The 16,117-nt window shown below is 56.9% G+C and carries 17 protein-coding genes; 3 read left to right on the top strand and 14 right to left on the bottom strand.

Features of this window, described 5'->3' with window-relative positions:
* Window positions 1–103 precede the first annotated feature (103 nt).
* Window positions 104–739: a GntR family transcriptional regulator gene (locus EC86_RS0104470; RefSeq protein ID WP_029524484.1), complete on the top strand. Its 636-nt coding sequence runs from the start codon at window positions 104–106 to the stop codon at window positions 737–739.
* A gap of 4 nt (window positions 740–743) precedes the next feature.
* On the opposite strand, the gene EC86_RS0104465 is transcribed toward EC86_RS0104470, so the two are convergent.
* The 5 genes from EC86_RS0104465 to EC86_RS30335 all read right to left on the bottom strand — a co-directional run bounded on the left by EC86_RS0104465 (window position 744) and on the right by EC86_RS30335 (window position 7,093).
* Entirely contained in the window at window positions 744–2,339 is a 1,596-nt protein-coding gene (locus EC86_RS0104465) for a SpoVR family protein (protein WP_029524483.1), read from the bottom strand.
* Entirely contained in the window at window positions 2,336–3,613 is a 1,278-nt protein-coding gene (locus tag EC86_RS0104460) for a YeaH/YhbH family protein (RefSeq protein WP_029524482.1), read from the bottom strand. The genes EC86_RS0104465 and EC86_RS0104460 overlap by 4 nt, the downstream gene beginning before the upstream one ends.
* Before the next feature lie 59 nt (window positions 3,614–3,672).
* Window positions 3,673–5,595: a PrkA family serine protein kinase gene (locus EC86_RS0104455; RefSeq protein ID WP_029524481.1), complete on the bottom strand. Its 1,923-nt coding sequence runs from the start codon at window positions 5,593–5,595 to the stop codon at window positions 3,673–3,675.
* A 215-nt stretch (window positions 5,596–5,810) separates the two neighbouring features.
* A complete protein-coding gene (gene dusA, locus EC86_RS0104450; RefSeq protein WP_029524480.1) occupies window positions 5,811–6,824 on the bottom strand; it encodes a tRNA dihydrouridine(20/20a) synthase DusA in 1,014 nt (337 codons plus the stop codon).
* A gap of 137 nt (window positions 6,825–6,961) precedes the next feature.
* Window positions 6,962–7,093: a hypothetical protein gene (locus EC86_RS30335; protein ID WP_269635684.1), complete on the bottom strand. Its 132-nt coding sequence runs from the start codon at window positions 7,091–7,093 to the stop codon at window positions 6,962–6,964.
* A 220-nt stretch (window positions 7,094–7,313) separates the two neighbouring features.
* On the opposite strand from EC86_RS30335, the gene EC86_RS0104445 reads away from it, so the two are divergent.
* Together EC86_RS0104445 and EC86_RS0104440 are read left to right on the top strand one after the other, a co-directional pair.
* Window positions 7,314–8,813, top strand: a complete 1,500-nt coding sequence (locus EC86_RS0104445; RefSeq protein WP_232229790.1) for a M14 family metallopeptidase — start codon at window positions 7,314–7,316, stop codon at window positions 8,811–8,813.
* Between the two features lie 154 nt (window positions 8,814–8,967).
* Window positions 8,968–9,372 carry a hypothetical protein gene (locus tag EC86_RS0104440; RefSeq protein WP_029524478.1) on the top strand — a complete coding sequence of 135 codons (405 nt, stop codon included), beginning with the start codon at window positions 8,968–8,970 and terminating at the stop codon, window positions 9,370–9,372.
* A 129-nt stretch (window positions 9,373–9,501) separates the two neighbouring features.
* Here the strand turns inward: EC86_RS0104440 and dnaB are convergent, their stop codons facing one another.
* From dnaB to EC86_RS0104395, 9 genes are all read right to left on the bottom strand, one after another.
* Window positions 9,502–10,911, bottom strand: a complete 1,410-nt coding sequence (gene dnaB / locus EC86_RS0104435; protein WP_029524477.1) for a replicative DNA helicase — start codon at window positions 10,909–10,911, stop codon at window positions 9,502–9,504.
* A 210-nt stretch (window positions 10,912–11,121) separates the two neighbouring features.
* Window positions 11,122–11,574 carry a 50S ribosomal protein L9 gene (gene rplI / locus EC86_RS0104430; protein ID WP_029524476.1) on the bottom strand — a complete coding sequence of 151 codons (453 nt, stop codon included), beginning with the start codon at window positions 11,572–11,574 and terminating at the stop codon, window positions 11,122–11,124.
* Between the two features lie 12 nt (window positions 11,575–11,586).
* A complete protein-coding gene (gene rpsR / locus EC86_RS0104425) occupies window positions 11,587–11,871 on the bottom strand; it encodes a 30S ribosomal protein S18 (RefSeq protein ID WP_011801778.1) in 285 nt (94 codons plus the stop codon).
* Window positions 11,872–11,881: 10 nt separating this feature from the next.
* Window positions 11,882–12,199 (bottom strand): primosomal replication protein N, encoded by a 318-nt coding sequence (gene priB, locus EC86_RS0104420; protein ID WP_029524475.1) that lies wholly within the window; start codon window positions 12,197–12,199, stop codon window positions 11,882–11,884.
* A gap of 47 nt (window positions 12,200–12,246) precedes the next feature.
* Window positions 12,247–12,612, bottom strand: a complete 366-nt coding sequence (gene rpsF, locus EC86_RS0104415) for a 30S ribosomal protein S6 (RefSeq protein ID WP_029524474.1) — start codon at window positions 12,610–12,612, stop codon at window positions 12,247–12,249.
* Window positions 12,613–12,690: 78 nt separating this feature from the next.
* Window positions 12,691–14,871 (bottom strand): sodium:solute symporter family protein, encoded by a 2,181-nt coding sequence (locus EC86_RS0104410; protein ID WP_029524473.1) that lies wholly within the window; start codon window positions 14,869–14,871, stop codon window positions 12,691–12,693.
* A 2-nt stretch (window positions 14,872–14,873) separates the two neighbouring features.
* Window positions 14,874–15,137: a DUF4212 domain-containing protein gene (locus tag EC86_RS0104405; RefSeq protein ID WP_029524472.1), complete on the bottom strand. Its 264-nt coding sequence runs from the start codon at window positions 15,135–15,137 to the stop codon at window positions 14,874–14,876.
* Window positions 15,121–15,753, bottom strand: coding sequence for a tetratricopeptide repeat protein (locus tag EC86_RS0104400; RefSeq protein ID WP_051675715.1), 633 nt, complete (start codon window positions 15,751–15,753; stop codon window positions 15,121–15,123). Before EC86_RS0104400 ends, EC86_RS0104405 begins: the two co-directional genes overlap by 17 nt.
* Entirely contained in the window at window positions 15,753–16,115 is a 363-nt protein-coding gene (locus EC86_RS0104395; protein WP_232229789.1) for a hypothetical protein, read from the bottom strand. Before EC86_RS0104395 ends, EC86_RS0104400 begins: the two co-directional genes overlap by 1 nt.
* Between the last annotated feature and the right edge of the window lie 2 nt (window positions 16,116–16,117).

The following is a 16,117-nucleotide window of genomic DNA, read 5'->3' as shown; positions in this document are numbered from 1 at the left end:
GGAAGCCCTCAAGGCAAGCATGTAACGGTGGTCGAAGTTTACATTATTTATAATTATTGATTCAAAATATTCTAACGAACTTTGCCTTAGACTACGGAGCCTTATGGCTGAAACCTCTCTTTCTCCTCGAGCGCTTTATGAAGAAGTTGCCGAACTTTTGCGTCAGCGCATCTTCAACCGGGAACTAGCGCCGGGCAGCTGGATTGACGAACTCAAGCTCGCCGAAGAATACGGCATCAGCCGCACACCCCTGCGCGAAGCGCTGAAAGTGCTGGCCACCGAAGGTCTGGTGACCATGAAGGTGCGGCGCGGCGCCTATGTCACCGAAGTATCGGACAGCGACCTGACCGACGTCTACCACTTGCTGGCCCTGCTGGAAAGCGACGCCGCCGAAGTGGTGGCGGCCAAAGCCACCGATGCGCAGATCAGGGAACTTCAAAACCTGCACAATGAACTTGAAAAAGCCGTCAAGAACCGGGAACGCTTTTTTGAAATCAATGAAGCCTTCCACATGCGGCTGCTGGAAATTGCCAACAACCGCTGGCGTGACCAGATGGTGGCCGACCTGCGCAAGGTGATGAAGCTCAACCGGCACAATTCGCTGCTGAAAAGCGGCCGCATCGAGGAGTCGCTGCTCGAACACCGCGCCATCATGGCCGCGCTGGTGGCGCGTGACGCGGCTGAAACCGCGCAACGCATGCGCGAACATTTCAAAAGCGGGCTGGACGCCGCAGCCTGAAATTTCAGCCCATGCCGCCGTTGCGGCGGGGCAGTGGCGTCACTTCCCAGTGCTTGCTCGTCTTGCCATGAGCGTCAACACTTTCCAGCCGGACCATGAAGCCCCACAGGCGGCCGACATGCTTTAGCACTTCCTTGACTTCGTCGTTCAGCGGGCGGCTGTTGTGCTGGGTATGGCGCAGGGTCAGGGAGCGATCTCCACGAACATCCACATTCCAGACCTGGATGTTGGGTTCCTGAAAGCTTAAATCGTACTGGCGGGCCAAGGCCTCACGCACGTGCCGGTAGCCGCTGTCGTCATGGATGGCCGACACTTCAAGCGCCAGCTCCTTGGTGTCATCAAGGATGGAGAACAGGCGAAACTCGCGGATCAGGCGTGGCGAGAGGTACTGCCCGACAAAACTTTCATCCCGAAAATGCCGCATGGCATGGTCGAGGGCTTGCTGCCAGTCAGTGCCCGCCATGCTTGGGAACCACTGGCGGTCTTCGTCGGTCGGGTTCTCGCAAATGCGGCGAATGTCGGTGAACATCGCAAAGCCCAGTGCATAGGGGTTGAGGCCCCGAAAGCCAGGATGCGCCAGCGGCGGCTGGAAAATCACGTTGGTATGCGAACGAAGGCTTTCGATCATGAAACCATCGCTCAGCAGGCCCTCGTCGTACATCGCGTTGAGCAAGGTGTAATGCCAGAAAGTCGCCCAGCCTTCGTTCATGACCTGCGTCTGCCGCTGCGGATAAAAGTACTGGGCAATCTTGCGCACGATGCGAATGATTTCGCGCTGCCAAGGCTCTAGCAAGGGCGCATTTTTTTCGATGAAGTACAGCAGGTTTTCCTGGGGATCGGCGGGAAACCGCGTACTGGTTTTTTCCACCTCTTTCTCAGCCGCCCTGGGCAGCGTGCGCCACAAATCATTCACCTGCTGCTGCAAATAGTCTTCGCGTTCTTTGCGGCGCGTCTCTTCTTCGGAAAGTGACAGTTTTTGCGACCGCTGGTAACGGTCAACCCCATAGTTCATCAGCGCGTGGCAGCTGTCGAGCAGGTCTTCGACATCGTCAAGCCCGTGCATTTCCTCGCACTCGGCAATATATGCCTTGGCATATACCAGGTAATCAATGATGGACGACGCATCGGTCCACATCTTGAACAGGTAGTTACCCTTGAAAAATGAGTTGTGCCCATAACAGGCATGGGCCATGACCAAGGCCTGCATGGGCAGCGTGTTCTCCTCCATCAGGTAGGCAATGCAGGGATTGGAATTGATGACAACCTCATAGGCCAGCCCCATGTGCCCGCGACGGTAGCTTTTCTCGCTGGCGATGTATTGCTTGCCAAATGACCAGTGCCGGTAGTTCACCGGCATGCCGACAGACGCATAGGTGTCGATCATCTGGCTCGCAGTGATCACCTCTAGTTGCACGGGATAGGTGTCCAGCCCAAAGCGCCTGGCCATGCGCTCGATCTCGCCATGGTAGGTTTCGATCAGTTCAAACGACCAGTCCGACGGGCTTGGCAGCATGTCGCGCCGCCCTTCATAGCGCTTGAATGGCGCAGGCAGCAAGCCAGGCCCTTTCACGGCATCGGCTGAAGGCAGGATGGCGCTCATGCGGCATTTCCTTTCTTGAACAGTTCGCGAAACACGGGGTAGATGCCTGACGCATCGGTAACCTTCTGCATGGCGAAATGCGGCTGGCTTTTGCGCACAACAGAATATTCTTCCCACAGGGTCTGGCTTTCCTCCGCCACCTGCAGATAGGCAAAGTAACGCGAAACCGGGAGTAGTTTTTCGACGAGCAGCGTGCGGCATTTGGCTGAATCCTGAAGCCAGTTGTCGCCGTCAGAAGCCTGGGCACCGTAAATATTCCATTCGCTCGGAGGATAGCGCTGCAGGATGATCTGATGCATCAGCGTCAAGGCACTGGAGGCCACGGTGCCCCCACTTTCGGTGGAGTGAAAGAACTCGTCCTCCGTAACTTCTGCCGCCTGGGTGTGATGCCGGATGAACACCACGTCAGTCTTCTCGTAATGGCGCATCAAAAAAAGGTACAGCAGTATGAAAAATCGCTTGGCAATGTCCTTTCGCGTTTCATTCATCGAACCCGACACATCCATCAGACAGAACATGACGGCGCGGGAAGCCGGCAGCGGGGTGCTGACCCGGTTGCGATAGCGCAGGTCAAAGGGGTCCAAAAATGGAATTTGCTGAAGCCGCTGCTTAAATGCTTCAATTTCATCCTTCAGCATCAGTATTTCGCCGCTCGGCGAACATGGGTCCAGCAACAGTGCTTCCAACGCCAGTTCCAGCCGGCGCAACTGGCGCCGCGCATCGCCGCCCATTGCAATCCGGCGACCCAGCGCCTTGCGCATTGAGCGCACCACATGCAGGTTGGTCGGCGTACCTTCAGAAACAAAGCCGGCACGATGCGATTTCCATTCAGGCACATCAGGCAGCAACTGGGTGCGCAACAGACGCGGAAGGGCCAGGTCGTCGAAAAAATACTGCATGAACTCTTCGCGCGTGATGCGGAACTCAAAATCATCCTGGCTGCTTCCATCCTGGCCAGCGCCCGCGCCCGAACCGCTGCCCGAACCGCCACCACTGGGTGGACGCCCGATCTGATCGCCACGGACATACTCCTGATTCCCGGGATACACGCGCTCCTGGCTTCCTCCTGCGCCATGTCCAAATACCGGTTCGGACACATCACGCCGTGGCAAGGTGATGTTTTCGCCCTGCTCGATATCGTGGATGCTGCGGCCGGACACCGCATGGCGTACCGCTTCACGGATCTGCTTTCGGTAGCGACGCAGGAAACGCTCCCGGTTGCCTATGGATTTATTCTTGCCCGACAAGCGTCTGTCGATGACCTGCTGGAGCATGGATTTCTCCGGTTGATGGGTAGGACAGCCAATCAAGATGCAGCGAAGCGCGCCGGTCGTCAGGAACTCTTGCGAACCCTGAGATACCACTCGCAAAGCAGGCGGACCTGGCGGGCGCTGTAACCCTTGGCCATCATGCGGTTAAGGAAGTTTTCATGCTTTTGCTTCTCTTCGGCGCTGGCCTTGGCGTTAAACGAAATCACGGGCAGCAGGTCTTCGGTGTTCGAGAACATCTTCTTCTCGATCACGGCGCGCAGTTTTTCATAACTGGTCCAGTTCGGATTCTTGCCGGCGTTGCTGGCGCGGCTGCGCAACACGAAATTGACAATTTCGTTGCGGAAATCTTTCGGATTGCTGATGCCTGCGGGCTTTTCAATCTTTTCGAGTTCCGCATTGAGAGATGCCCGGTCAAAAATTTCACCGGTATCGGAATCCCTGAATTCTTGGTCCTGAATCCAGAAATCGGCATAGGTCACATAGCGGTCAAAAATGTTCTGCCCGTATTCTGAATACGACTCAAGGTAGGCCGTCTGGATTTCCTTGCCGATGAATTCGGCATAACGGACCGCCAGATACTCCTTGATGAACGCCAGGTAGCGCTGCTCGATTTCCGGGGTGAATTGCTCACGCTCGATCTGCTGCTCCAGCACGTACATGAGATGCACCGGATTGGCGGCAATTTCACTGGAATCAAAATTGAACACCTTTGACAGGATCTTGAAGGCAAAGCGGGTCGATATGCCTGTCATGCCTTCGTCAACGCCGGCATAGTCGCGGTACTCCTGATAGCTTTTGGCCTTCGGATCGGTGTCTTTCAGATTGTCGCCGTCGTAAACCAGCAGCTTGCTGAAAATGCTCGAATTTTCAGGCTCCTTTAATCGCGTCAGCACGGCGAACTGCGCCATCATCTTCAGCGTTCCCGGCGCGCAGATGGCGCCTGACAGCGAGGAGTTGCGAATCAGTTTCTCGTAAATCCTGATCTCCTCCGAGGCGCGCAGGCAGTACGGCACCTTGACGATGTAAATCCGGTCCAGAAAAGCTTCGTTATTCTTGTTGTTCCGGAAGGCCTTCCATTCACTTTCGTTCGAATGGGCCATCACGATGCCATCAAATGGAATCGCGCCAAAACCCTCGGTGCCCTTGAAGTTGGCTTCCTGGGTGGCGGTGAGCAAGGGATGCAGCACCTTGATGGGCGCCTTGAACATCTCGACGAACTCCAGCAGGCCCTGGTTGGCCAGGCACAGGCCGCCCGAGTAGCTGTAGGCATCCGGGTCATCCTGAGCGAACAGTTCAAGTTTTCGAATGTCGATCTTGCCGACCAGTGTCGAGATGTCCTGGTTGTTTTCGTCGCCGGGTTCCGTCTTGGCGATAGCGCACTGCTTCAAAATCGAAGGAAAACGCTTGACGACACGGAACTTCCGAATGTCGCCGCCATATTCCTCCAGGCGCTTGACCGCCCAGGGAGACATGACGCGTTGCAGATAGCGCGGTGCGATGCCGTACTGGCTTTCAAGCAGGGGAATGTCCTCTGCGTTGTTGAACAAGCCAAGCGGCGATTCATTGACCGGTGAATTCTTCAACGCGTACAAGGGCACCTGCTCCATCAATTGCTTGAGCCGTTCGGCAATCGATGACTTTCCGCCCCCTACCGGACCCAGAAGGTAAAGAATCTGTTTCTTCTCTTCCAGGCCCTGCGCTGCGTGACGAAAATACGACACAACCTGCTCGATTGGGTCTTCCAGGCCGTAAAAATCTCGGAATGCCGGATATATCTTGATGACCTTATTGCCAAAAATACGCGACAGGCGCTGGTCACGGTGTGTGTCAAACACCTCTGGCTCGCCAATGGCCGCAAGCATTCGCTCGGCCGCAGTGGCATAAACCAGCGGGTTGCTTTTGCAAAGATCGAGATATTCCTCAAGGGATAGCTCTTCTTCCCGCGTTTGCTCGTAGCGTGTTAGAAAATTACGGACGACATCCATAAAACCCTCCTTGGTAAGCTGTGCTTGATGACCTAGCGACGACAACCAGAGACCTGAACAACCTGACTCTACAATTTTCCCTGTGAAAAATGTGTATGCAAGGTTATTTAATGAGCAGATTACTTTTTTCAAGTAATTTTCTACGTCATCAATTAGCTCAAGCTTAAGCCCGAAAAATCTGTAAAGGAGTCGCTCCGGCCGCTAGCGCCTGACCGTCACACAGCCTTCAGAACTTCCTCGTGCGCCAGGGCCATGACATCGTGGGGATCCAGCGTTTTGAGCCTGTGGTCGCTCCACACCTGGCGCCAGTGGCGAGAGCCCGGCAAACCGTGGCGCAAACCCAGCATGTGGCGGGCGATGGCGCTGAACGAAGTGCCGTGCTCGGCGGCTTCGCGCACCATGTAGTGGCACATCAGTGCTTCCACCTGCTCCCGGGTTGTCGTCTGGTCGCCAGCACCAAAAAAATCCGCGTCCCAGGACGTCAGCCACCAGGGGTTGTGATAAGCCTCCCGGCCGATCATCACGCCGTCAACTTCAAGCAATTGGGCACTCACCTGTGCGGGGGTGGTCACTCCGCCATTGACGCAGACCGTGAGATCCGGAAAATCCTTTTTCAGGAGGTGGACCAGTTCGTAGCGCAGCGGTGGCACTTCGCGGTTTTCCTTGGGGCTCAGGCCTTTCAACCAGGCATTGCGGGCATGCACGATGAAGGTGCGGCAGCCTGCTTCGCTCACGGTTCCGACAAAATCGCGTAAAAACTCATAGCGTTCGTCCTTGTCGATACCAATGCGATGCTTCACGGTGACAGGGACATCCACCGCATCGACCATGGCCTTGACGCAGTCAGCCACAAGTTTCGGATCGGCCATCAGGCAGGCGCCAAACGAACCCCGCTGTACCCGTTCGCTGGGACAGCCGCAATTGATATTGATTTCGCGGTAGCCCCACTGCTCGCCCAGTCGGGCGCAATGCGCCAGGTCGGACGGCTCGCTGCCGCCAAGTTGCAGCGCAACCGGATGCTCCTCGGCATCAAAGCGCAGATGCCGGCCAACATCGCCATGAATCAGCGCACCGGTCGTGACCATTTCGGTATAAAGCAGCGCGTGCCGCGACAGCAGACGATGAAAATAGCGGCAATGCCGATCAGTCCAGTCCATCATGGGCGCAACGCTCATTCGCCAGGGAGAAGTGACATGAATCAAAGGATCGGTAGAAACGGGAATTGACATCGCTCCATTTTCCCTGAAAGCTGCCAAAGCCGGAGCAAGGGGTATGGCGACTTTCATCAATCTGACCGCTATAGGGCGTGCAAGCCGCGCTGTAAAAGCACTGCGGGGTAATATCATTGCTTCCAAAATTCCGCGAATCACGCCTGACCCATGGTCAACACCCCTAGCCAAAGGATGACCGCCATGCCTTTCTTCTTCTCCCAAACCATCCGTGATACCGCATCGGCCTGCCGTTTCCCCGCCAGGCTGGCAATGACCGCTCCGCTCATTTTTCTGGTCGCCTGCACTTCCGTGCAGTTGCCGCCCTGGGTACCTGAACTGCCGCGCGCGGCTGCACCGGCAAGCGTGGGTCCCGCGCCAGTTCCAGTGGAACCAGCAGTCGTCGTGCAAACGTCTCCAGTGGCTCCTCCCTCGGTATTTCCCTCTGTCCCCGTAGAAGCGCCACCACCTTATGGGCCGGCAGTAGCCGCCCGCTTCACGACGCCCATCATGGTGTACAGCACCCCAGGACTCCAGGGGGGCCGGACAAGCTTCACCACGCAGTCTGAAATCCACGCCTGGCTGCGTGATCAGGCAACTGCCCTGTCCCGCTCGGCGGGTGTCAAGGCCGCCATGCTGCCGATCGGCTCCTCTCAGCAAGGCCAGCCGCTGGAAGCACTGGTGCTGACCCGGGGGACGGGCACAGACCCTGCCAGTCTTTTGGCCACGGGCCGCCCCACGGTGCTGCTGATTGGCCAGCAGCATGGCGATGAGCCTGCAGGAAGCGAAGCCCTGCTGGTCATTGCCCGGGAACTGGCGCAGGGCCTGCTGCAGCCGCTGCTCGAACGCATCAACGTCGTGATCGTTCCACGCCTCAACCCCGATGGCGCGACCCGGGGTGAGGCCCTGGCAGCCGGCGGCCAGGACATTGCGCGCGATCATTTGCTCCTCAGCACGCCGGAAACCCAGGCGCTGGCACGGCTGAGCCGCGACTACCAGCCAACGGTGGTGGTGGACGCTGGGGAATACCGGGTGTCCGACAGCTACCAGCAAAAGTTTGGTGCTGTCCAGAAGTTCGATGCGCTGCTGCAATACGCCACCACCGCCAATCTGCCCGAGTTTTTGACCAAGGCCGATGAGGAATGGTATCGCCGTCCCTTGCTCGCTGCGCTCAAGGGTCAGGGCCTGAGCACTGACTGGCACCACAGCACCTCAGCCGATACAGCCGACCGGACAGTTTCCATGGGCGGACCCGAACCCGTCACGAGCCGCAACGTGGAAGGCCTGAAAAATGCCGTCAGCATGACGATCGACTCACGCGGAGCAGGCCTTGGGAAATTGCACCTCCAGCGGCGCGTGCATACCCATGTCACCGCCATCACGAGCGTCCTGGGCAGCACCGCCCAGCGCGCCCGGGAATTGAGCCAGTTGCGTCCGTATCTCGACAAGGAAGTCGCCGGCCTGGCCTGCAAGGGCCAGGCGGCGGTCGAGGTCGCCAATACGCCTGCGCAGTACGACCTGCAAATGCTCGATCCGGTGACCGGCGCCGACAAGGCCGTGACGGTGGACTGGGAATCGGCGCTGGCGCTGAGAATCCTGAAGTCGAGGGTCCGGCCATGTGGTTACTGGCTGTCCGGATCGTCCAAAACCGCCGTTGAACGACTGCGCCTTCATGGCGTGAAGGTGCTTGAAGTGCTTGAGCCAAGTGCCATGCTGGGCGATATTTACCGCGAATCACAACGCCCGCGCAGTGCGCAGCAAGACGCACCAGGCGCCACGGCCAATAGCCGGCCAGCAGTCAGGGTCGAGGTTTCCTTGGTGCGGGGCGTCATCGATGCGCCGGTGGGAAGCTACTACGTTCCCTTGAACCAGCCCTTGGCCAATCTGGCCATCGCAGCGCTGGAACCGGATACCCAAAGCAGCTATTTTGCAACCCAGCTGCTGAGCGATCTTGCTGGCGTTGCACGCGTAATGTCCGAGCCGTCCCTGAAGTCTGAAGAGTTGCCTTGAACGCCATGGCAGCCGCTACAGGCTGGCCAATTCTTTGTGCTTCAGCAGTTTTACAGCCGGTGCAGGGAATTACCTCTCTGTCACCTTGCAAACTGACCTACAGACACGATCTGCCAGGTGTGACGTAATGGCAGATCAACCAAGGAGAAATGCAGTGCAACCATTTTTGATGACATCCAAAATGACAACCATCCAGGGTGTCTTTTATCCCACGGGATATGCATTCGTCATGTTTCCCGATGCTCAAAGTGCTGAAGATGCAGGCCAAAAAATCGAGCAGGCGGGATTCACCGATCAGCACGTCATGTTCCTCACGCCTTCGGTGATATTGCGTGAAATCGGCAGGATCGATGGCGAATCCTCGGTCGAACTGCCTTCTGTCGGAACCGAGGGTGCCACCGTTCACAAATACATCAACCTGGCCCGCGAAGGCCACCATGCCTTGATGATCAAGGCACCTTCCGATAACGATTCGGAACGGCTGATGTCAGTGGTGCGCGAACTGCCTTTTTCGTATGCTCAGAAATACCACATGCTGGCCATTGAGGATCTTGAATAAACTTGTAGCGCAGCGCTGCATTGGCAAGGCAATCACAAAAACTGCCCATCACCCTTGCGACTCCCGTTTCAAGCTATTAAATATGTAGCAAACTTTTCTTTTACAGCAAGCGCAAGAGCCACTTTTTTCTTAAAAATCTCCGGAATTGTGGGCCAGGCTTTCAAACTTGGTGATCCGGTTGATGAAGGCCAGCTTGACGGTTCCTGTCGGGCCATTGCGCTGCTTGCTGATGATGACTTCCGCCACGCCCGGCTCTTTGCAGGCTTCCTTCGTGTAGTACTCGTCGCGGTAGATGAACATGATGATGTCGGCGTCCTGCTCAATCGCGCCGGACTCACGCAGGTCGCTCATCATCGGCCGTTTGTCGGTGCGCGACTCGACCCCACGGCTGAGCTGCGACAGCGCAATCACCGGACATTGGAGTTCTTTGGCCAGCATTTTCAGACCGCGTGAAATTTCACCCACGGCAGTCGCCCGGTTTTCATCGGCCATGCCGGACGATACGCTCATCAATTGCAGGTAATCGACAACGATCAGGCCGAGCTTTCCGCACTGGCGCGCCAGGCGCCGCGCATTGGCGCGCAATTCGCTGACCGTCAGACCAGCGGTTTCGTCGATGTGCAGGGAAATGGTCCTCAGCTTTTCAATGGCTTCCGTCAGGCGCGGCCATTCCTCGTCGGTCAAGGCGCCGGTACGCAAATGGGTCTGGTCAATCCGGCCAATGGAACCCACGATACGCACAGCCAGTTGGGACGCGCCCATTTCCATGGAAAAAACGGCGACCGGCAGTCCTTCATGCAAAGCGACATGCTCGGCGATATTGATGGCGAGCGCGGTTTTGCCCATTGACGGACGGGCCGCCAGAATGATCAAGTCGCCCGCCTGGAAGCCCGACGTCATCCGGTCCAGGTCAACGAAGCCGGTTGGGACGCCGGTGACATCGTTCGGATTTTCAGACATCTCGGTGACCCGGTCCAGCAGGTCCACCACCAGCGTATCCATGCTCTGGAAGCCCTGTTGCGAACGGCCGCCCTGCTCTCCGATATTCAGGATTTTTTGCTCGGCCTCATCCAGGATGACCGTGACCGCCTTGCCTTGCGGATTGAAGGCGTTGGTCGCAATCTCGTCCGAGGCCGCCACGAGTTTTCGCAAGATCGAACGTTCCCGCACAATCTCTGCATAACGCCTGATGTTGCTGGCGCTGGGCACATACTGGGCCAGTGCGTTCAGGTAGCTCAGGCCGCCTATTTCTTCGTTTTTCCCCAGGCTCTGCAGGCGCTCGAAAACGGTGATGATGTCGGCCGGTTTGGACGCATTGATCAGCCAGCCGATGGCACCATAAATCAGCTGGTGTTCGTGGCGGTAGAAGTCCTGGTCGGCCAGAAGGTCGCCGACACGGTCCCATGCGCTGTTGTCGAGCAAAAGGCCGCCCAGGACACTCGATTCACCTTCAATGGAGTGCGGTGGAATTCTGAGCTGGGCAATCTGGCGGTCAGCGCTATAGGCTGAATCGGGAAAAGGGGAAAGTACGGCTGACATGGGATTCCTTGGGAAGGCTGAATGGTACGCCGTCAGCCTTGAAACGCACGGGACAAGCGTGTGGACAACTTGGGGAAATCTGGTGGAAATGTGTGCAAAAGATGTGCATAACCGATGTGAAACATCGCGTTACTGCACATCAATAAAGTGAATTTTCCAAGAAAAAAACCGCTCCGAAGAGCGGCCTTTCAAGGGGTGGGATGAACCGAATTAGGCAGTTTCGCCGTACACCGTGACAGTAATGTCAACCACGACGTCAGTGTGCAATGCAACATTGACCAGATGGTCGCCAACCGTCTTGATCGCGCCGTTGGGCAGGCGGATTTGCGACTTGGAAACCACAAAGCCCTGCTTGGTGACTTCCTGGGCGATGTCGGCATTTGTGACGGAGCCGAACAGGCGGCCGTCGACACCGGCTTTTTGTGTCAGCTTGACGGTGGTACCGCCGAGCTTTTCGCCTTGCGCCTGCATTTCGGCAAGCTTGGCCGCAGCGGCTTTTTCGAGCTCGGCGCGTTTGACTTCGAATTCCTTGATGGCCGATGCGGTGGCGCGACGGGCGCGTCCGAAAGGAATCAGGAAGTTGCGTGCGTAGCCGTCTTTGACTTTGACGACTTCGCCCAGGTTGCCCAGGTTCACGACTTTGTCGAGCAGAATGATTTGCATGGTCGTCTCTCTTTACAGGCTGCGGTGCTGGTCGCTGTAAGGCAGCATCGCAAGGAAGCGAGCGCGCTTGACGGCGGTGTTGATCTGGCGCTGGAAAATCGCGCGGGTGCCGGTCAGGCGTGCGGGGATGATTTTTCCATTTTCAGAAACGAAATCGCGCAGGGTGTCGATATCTTTGTAGTCGATTTCTTCAACGCCAGCGGCTGTGAAGCGGCAAAAGCGCTTGCGCTTGAACAGCAGGGATTGGGTGTTGCGCTTGGGGCGCTTGTCTTTGTTGAAACGTTTTGGTCCGGCCATGATGGACTCCTTAAATGGGGTTCAGTACTTGCTCTGCCTGAAAGATCGGGTGAAGAGCTTGAATATGAAAAACAACGCCTTTGCTGGTACGCGCATTGGTCAAGAAACCCGTGAACCTGAAAGACTTTGCTAAAGGAAGCTTGACGGCTTGTTCAGCCAGCGTTCCGAAAGCAACCGCCTTGACTGTCAACTTGACTTGTCTTTGAACCCCTGCTTCCAGAACTTCAGACTCGTGTTCAAGAATGAAGTTGATGGCGGGGATTCCAGCGGGCGTGTAGCGCAGAGGACTTAGCTCGGCAATACCTGCAGTCAGATCAACCTGGTTCACTGCGGCTCCTGTTGCACGGCAGCACAGCGTTCAGCAGCATGAGGCAGTTAAGCCGCAAATTCCTGCTGTTGGGTTTTACGGGCTTCTTCCCTCTCGACGTTGCGCATCATGAGGGACGGGCCGGTTTCAGCATTTTTCTTCACCACGGTCAGGTGGCGCAGCACGGCATCGTTGAATTTGAACGCATGTTCGATTTCTTCCATCACAGCCTGGCTGGCTTCGATGTTGATGCAGAGGTAATGGGCTTTGGCCAATTTCTGGATCAGGTACACCAACTGGCGGCGTCCCCAATCTTCGACACGGTGCACGGTCCCGCCGCCGGCGGTAATCATGCCCTTGTAGCGTTCCAGCATGGCTGGGACTTGCTCGCTTTGATCCGGGTGGATCAGCAAGACGATCTCGTAATGACGCATATCTCTCCTTTTGGTTGATTAAAGCTGCCCCAGCGTCAAACCTAAAAGGTTTTGGGTGCAGCAAGGCGAAGCCCATGATTATAGCCCGTCAGGCATTTGCTTTGGCGCAGCCCTGCCTTGACGGCCTGGTGATGCGGCAAAGGACCGGTCGTGGACTTGAAGGTCGGGATAGCGAATGTAGTCCACGAGTGCCTGAATATCCTGACTGGGCGGCTTGGTGACCAAGCTCACAAGGATGATCACGACAAAACCAACCGGCACGCCAAACAGGCCGGCCGATATGGGATCGATTGCCCACCAGAGCTGAACTGGAGAACTGATGCCAAAGGTGTCGCGCAACCAGGGTTGATTGACCACCATGTAGTAGGTCGTGACGCTGAGACCCGCAATCATTCCCATCGTCGCGGCCGTGCCGGTCGCGCGTTTCCAAAAAATACCGATGCTCAGGGCCGGAAAGAAAGATGCGCCGGCAAACGAAAAAGCCGCTGACACCAGGAACAGGATATCGGCGGGCTTCTGTGCCGCTACATAGGCTGCGAGCAAGGCCATCACCAGCAGCAGTATTTTGGACAGCGTGACGCGGCTGACGGTCGAGGCATTCGGGTCGATCATCTTGTAGTAGAGGTCATGCCCCAGTGCATTGGCAATGACCAGCAGCAGTCCATCAGCGGTAGACAGCGCAGCGGCCAGTCCGCCTGCGGCAACCAGCGCTGAAATAACGTAGGGCAATCCGGCCAGTTCGGGCGTGAGCAGCACCACAATGTCGCCGCCTATCGTCATTTCGTTGAGCTGCAGAAGATTGTCCCGGTTGACATCGACCACGGAGAGCAGCGCCGGATCGACCTTGTTCCACTCATGAACCCATGCGGGCAACTGGTCAAACGGTGTTCCGACCAGCACGGTGAAAATTTCGTACTTCACCAATACGGCCAGCGCCGGCGCGGTGCAGTACAAAAGAAAAACGAAGAACAGGGACCAAGTCACCGATTGCCGCGCTTCACGGACACTGGGTACGGTGTAGTAACGCATCAGGATGTGCGGCAAGGCCGATGTTCCGACCATCAGGCAAAAAACCAGAGCCAGGAAGTTGCGCCTTGACAGGTCGTAAAGCGCTTGTTCCTGAGGCGTGCCCTCGGGATTACCCAGGAACTGCGCTGCATGGGCAGGCATGCCGTTCAAAGGCTGGCTTTTGATTTCGTCTGCGGCCTTGGCAACAGACCACTCACGAAGCGCTGTCTCCTCATCTTTCGGCAGGGCCGCCAATGCCTTGCCCGCCGCAGAAATATCAGCCACCGATGCATTGCCGGCCTTGAGCGCTGCCAGCCTTTGGGTGGCAGCCAATCGGTCGGCAGCCATGGCTCGCGCCGGGTTTTTCATCTTTTCAGCCAGTGCTTCTGCGCGCTGGCTGAAAATGGCGCGAACCTCCAGTTCCTTGGGATCAGTGGCCAGCTCTTTTTCCTTGGCTGTCACTTTCTCAAGCTGGTAGCCATAAATCGCTTGGGGAACCGGAATGCCGGTCTGCTTGACCGACAGCCAGACCACCGGAATCAGGTAGGCAATCAGCAAGATGATGTATTGCGCCACCTGTGTCCACGTCACCGCGCGCATTCCTCCCAGGAACGAACAGACCAAAATGCCGCCTACCCCAAGAAAAATACCCAGTTCAAAAGCAATGCCGGTGAGATACGAGGTGATCAGCCCCACGCCGTAAATCTGCGCGACCAGATAGGTGAACGAACAGAGTATGGCTGCGGTCAGTCCTATGAACCTTGGCAGGTGGCCCCCATAACGCTCGCCAAGAAAATCCGGAATCGTGAACTGCCCAAACTTGCGAAGGTAGGGGGCCAGCACCAAAGCCACCAGGCAATAGCCGCCCGTCCACCCCATGATGAACGCCAGCCCGCTGTATCCCGTCAGGTAAAGGGTACCCGCCAGCCCGAGGAAGGAAGCCGCCGACATCCAGTCGGCGCTTATCGCCATGCCGTTGTAAATGGCCGGGACGCGCCGGCCGGCCACATAATATTCGGTGGCATCGGTGGTTCGGGTCAGCATGCCAATGCCGGCATACAGGGCAATGGTTGACAACAGGAAGGTCAGGCCGATCCAGGAGTGTGGCATGCCCAAGCGTTCGAGCCCCCCGAGCAGAAATACGTAAATGACCACGCCGAGCGTGAACCATAAATAGATGCGATCCAATTGGGATTTAAAGCCCTTTTTCGAGTGCGAAAATCCTTCGCGGCGACCCGGCAAACCGTCCATGCTCAGTCGTCCTTGTTCTCAAGGCCATGCTGGGCATCAAGCTTGTTCATGTACCAGGCATAAAAACCCACCACCAAGCCATAGATCAGCAAGGAACCTTGCGCGCCCATCCAGAAACTGAACGGCCAGCCAAAAAAGGTGAAGTTCAGAAACCGCGCGAAATAGACGACGCCAAAGGTGGTGACAAACCAGACGATTAACAGCCAAACGGTCACCAAGAGGGTTTTGCGCCAATAGCGACGGCGCAGGTCAGCGGGCATCGTCATATGCAGCTCCATCTCGCTGACGATTTAAAAAAGGCACATCCACTCCAATGTCGCGCTTGAGTTGCGCGGCCACCCTCGGCTCAAACTGCCGCAGGCGATCAACCACCTGAAGGGCTTTTTCTGGCGCTCCCAGTGCTAGTTCAACCTGTCCCAGCCGGTACCAGCCATGGGGAGCCATGGGTTGCAGAGTCGTTGTTTTTATCAGCATATTCCTGGCTTCATGCAGCCTGCCCTGCTCAATCAGTGCCAGGGCAAGGCCATACCAGGCTTGGTCCATGCCAGGACAATATCCAACGGCATGTTTAAAGGCGCAAACAGCATCGCCATGTCGGCCTTTCTGCTTAAGGACATAGCCCAGATTGAACCAGGCCGCGCCCAGTTGCTCCTTCGAGCCCGCGATGCGGGTGAGTTGTTGCAGGTTCACAATTGATTCATCAAGCCGGTTGAGCTGCACCAGCACATGGGCACGGCTGGACAGCGCATAGCGGTCTGCTGGCACAAGGACCAGCATCCGGTCGAACCGGGGAAGCGCCTTCGCGTGCTTGCCACATGCCAGCAGCGCCAGCGCCTGCGCTTTCAAAAGAAGACAGACAAGATGCTGATTGAACACACGCATCACTTGCACAAGTCCACACCGATCCGCAGGCAGATGCCAACCTTGGCCATGCTTGCCACGCCCCAGACGATCAGCAAAAAGAAAAAGGCAACCAGCGGCAGATGGCGATCCAGCACCATCCGAGGCGAAAGCCAGCGAGCCACCCGAATCCAGGGGCGCCCCAGCAACCGGAGCAAGGCGTAAAAAGGATTGCCATTGCGGCCTGCGCCACACAGACAGCCCAGCAGCCATTGGCCGCACAGCGCGAGGAGCGCGATTTCCGCAATCAGTTTGAAGGCAGTGACAACAATCAACATGACGGGCCGCAGATGTAAGAACAGGACCCGCCGATTGTCATCCAGCGAAGCGCATATGACTGACACGA

The sequence above is a fragment of the Polaromonas glacialis genome, assembly GCF_000709345.1.
GTDB classification, from domain to species: Bacteria; Pseudomonadota; Gammaproteobacteria; order Burkholderiales; family Burkholderiaceae_C; genus Polaromonas; species Polaromonas glacialis.
Note: the sequence above shows the minus strand (reverse complement) of the source record. Positions and strands in the feature narration are given on the sequence as shown.

Bases quoted from the DNA above. Each gene is read 5' to 3' on its own strand.
- EC86_RS0104470 (WP_029524484.1), top strand. From the start codon at position 104: ATGGCTGAAACCTCTCTTTCTCCTCGAGCGCTTTATGAAGAAGTTGCC.
- EC86_RS0104465 (WP_029524483.1), bottom strand. From the start codon at position 2,339: ATGAGCGCCATCCTGCCTTCAGCCGATGCCGTGAAAGGGCCTGGCTTG.
- EC86_RS0104460 (WP_029524482.1), bottom strand. From the start codon at position 3,613: ATGCTCCAGCAGGTCATCGACAGACGCTTGTCGGGCAAGAATAAATCC.
- EC86_RS0104455 (WP_029524481.1), bottom strand. From the start codon at position 5,595: ATGGATGTCGTCCGTAATTTTCTAACACGCTACGAGCAAACGCGGGAA.
- dusA (WP_029524480.1), bottom strand. From the start codon at position 6,824: ATGTCAATTCCCGTTTCTACCGATCCTTTGATTCATGTCACTTCTCCC.
- EC86_RS30335 (WP_269635684.1), bottom strand. From the start codon at position 7,093: ATGAGCGGAGCGGTCATTGCCAGCCTGGCGGGGAAACGGCAGGCCGAT.
- EC86_RS0104445 (WP_232229790.1), top strand. From the start codon at position 7,314: ATGGTGTACAGCACCCCAGGACTCCAGGGGGGCCGGACAAGCTTCACC.
- dnaB (WP_029524477.1), bottom strand. From the start codon at position 10,911: ATGTCAGCCGTACTTTCCCCTTTTCCCGATTCAGCCTATAGCGCTGAC.
- rplI (WP_029524476.1), bottom strand. From the start codon at position 11,574: ATGCAAATCATTCTGCTCGACAAAGTCGTGAACCTGGGCAACCTGGGC.
- rpsR (WP_011801778.1), bottom strand. From the start codon at position 11,871: ATGGCCGGACCAAAACGTTTCAACAAAGACAAGCGCCCCAAGCGCAAC.
- rpsF (WP_029524474.1), bottom strand. From the start codon at position 12,612: ATGCGTCATTACGAGATCGTCTTGCTGATCCACCCGGATCAAAGCGAG.
- EC86_RS0104410 (WP_029524473.1), bottom strand. From the start codon at position 14,871: ATGGACGGTTTGCCGGGTCGCCGCGAAGGATTTTCGCACTCGAAAAAG.
- EC86_RS0104405 (WP_029524472.1), bottom strand. From the start codon at position 15,137: ATGACGATGCCCGCTGACCTGCGCCGTCGCTATTGGCGCAAAACCCTC.
- EC86_RS0104400 (WP_051675715.1), bottom strand. From the start codon at position 15,753: ATGCGTGTGTTCAATCAGCATCTTGTCTGTCTTCTTTTGAAAGCGCAG.